The following is a 1,812-nucleotide window of genomic DNA, read 5'->3' as shown; positions in this document are numbered from 1 at the left end:
GGTCCTTGGCGACGGGCATCGACTCGCCGGTGAGGGCCGACTCGTCCACGGCCAGCTCGTCGGTGCGCAGCAGCCGCAGGTCGGCGGGCACCTTGTCGCCCGCGTCCAGCTCGATCAGGTCGCCGCGGACCAGCTCGGCGGCCGAGATCCGGCGTGGCGTCCCATCGCGGACGACCGTCGCCGTCGTCCGCGCCATGGCCGCGAGCGCGGTGAGTGCCTTCTCCGCGCGGGACTCCTGGACGAAGCCGACCACGGCGTTCACGATCACAACGCCGAGGATCACCACCGCGTCGACATGCTCGCCGAGCAGGGCCGTCACACCCGCCGCCACCAGCAGCACGTAGATCAGCGGGCTGTTGAACTGCAGCAGGAACCGGGTCACCGGGCCGCGTCCGCGGGCGGCGGGCAGCGTGTTGGGGCCGTCCCGCTCCAGCCTGGCCCGAGCCTCACCGGAGGTGAGGCCCTTGGCCGGGTCCCCACCGAGGTCGTGGACGACGTCCTCGGCGGGCCTGCGGTAGGGGGCGAGGGCTGTAGTCATCGGAGTTTTGCCAACCGCTCGTCGTACTCGTCGGTGCCGATCTCGCCGCGGGCGTACCGCTCGGCGAGGATCGCGCGGGCGCGCTCCATCCCCGTCGCACGTGGATCAGGCGAATCGACGCGGCGAGACGCCGCGGCACGGGTGATCAGCCATGCCGCCGCGCCGACGACGGCGACCCACAGCAGAACCATCGCCGCGCCCCACACCCACATCCAGCCGGACCAGCCGCCGTTTCCCATGTGCCCCCAGCCGTCGCCGGGAGCGGCGACCACAAGGGCATAACCGGTGTTCATCGCCACACCTCCTGACGCCTTTACCCTGCGATCCCGGGCTGCCCGCCGACAGGGCCGAAGGTCCCCCGGATCGACGGACCCATGCCTCTGACCACCACGGCTCGGCCGGACGAGCGTGGAAGGCCTGGAGGGTGAGCGTTCGATGGACACTCGACACGTACTCGTTGGCTTCGACGCCTCCCCCGGCCGCTGAACAGGCGCTGCGCTGGGCGGCCACCGAGGCACCCCTACGTGGCCTGCCCTTGCGGATCTGCCACGCATGGGCCTGGCCCTATCCCCAACGTCCCCAGGACGGCGACGCGGTACAGGTCGTCCGCCGCATGGGTGCTCTGATCTTGGACGACGGGGTCCGGCTCGTCCGAGAGCTCCGCCCCCGGGTATGGACGTGCGGCCGGTGCTGCTTAGAGGCACGCCGCCCGGAGCCCTGCTGGCGCGGCGGCGGACGCGGCGCTGATCGTGGTCGGCGCGCGCGGGGCGGGCGGTTTCCACCGAAACCCTCCGCGCAAGGAGGGGTGATGGTCGGCGCGGACGGTTCGCAGGCCGGGCCGACGCCGTCGGGTTCGCCTTTGAGGAGGCGTCCCTGCGCGGTATCCGGCTGCGAGCCCTGCTGGCCTGGACGCATCCGGTCTCCACCCGGCCCGGGGATACGCAGCCCCTCGTCTACAACCGCGAGCTTCTCGCCGCGCAGGAAAAGCGCCTGCTCGCCGAGTCACTGGCGGGGTGGCGGGCCAAGTTCCCTGACGTCGGTGCGCACTGCCCCGTGGCGATCGTGCACCGCCGTCCTTGAGCGGGAGCGGCTACTTGATCGGCCAGGCGCGCCGGTGGGGCCGGTCCGGTGTTACTCGTGCCAATCTTTGGAGCGAGAGGAGTCGGATTTGAGCTGTGCGGCGAGCGCGGCGGCCTGGGTGCGGCGGCTCATGCCGAGTTTGGCGAAGATGTTGGAGATGTAGTTCTTGACGGTCTTCTCGGCCAGGAACAGCC

General features: G+C 71.4%; 3 protein-coding genes. All 3 read right to left on the bottom strand.

All coding sequences use genetic code 11. The features are described 5' to 3' along the window. Positions 1 to 538: HAD-IC family P-type ATPase (locus ETD83_RS41655; protein ID WP_171064751.1), on the bottom strand; the 538-nt coding region annotated here is incomplete at its 3' end. Beyond that, positions 535 to 831: an SHOCT domain-containing protein gene (locus ETD83_RS41650; RefSeq protein ID WP_205718187.1), complete on the bottom strand. Its 297-nt coding sequence runs from the start codon at positions 829 to 831 to the stop codon at positions 535 to 537. The genes ETD83_RS41650 and ETD83_RS41655, both read right to left, overlap by 4 nt. An 838-nt stretch (positions 832 to 1,669) precedes the next feature. After that, positions 1,670 to 1,812: LuxR C-terminal-related transcriptional regulator (locus ETD83_RS41645; RefSeq protein WP_138650738.1), on the bottom strand; the 143-nt coding region annotated here is incomplete at its 5' end.

Source organism: Actinomadura soli (assembly GCF_005889715.1).
GTDB classification, from domain to species: domain Bacteria; phylum Actinomycetota; class Actinomycetes; order Streptosporangiales; family Streptosporangiaceae; genus Spirillospora; species Spirillospora soli.
The sequence above is the reverse complement of the archived record's forward strand: the minus strand, read 5'-3'. Positions and strand labels throughout refer to the sequence as shown.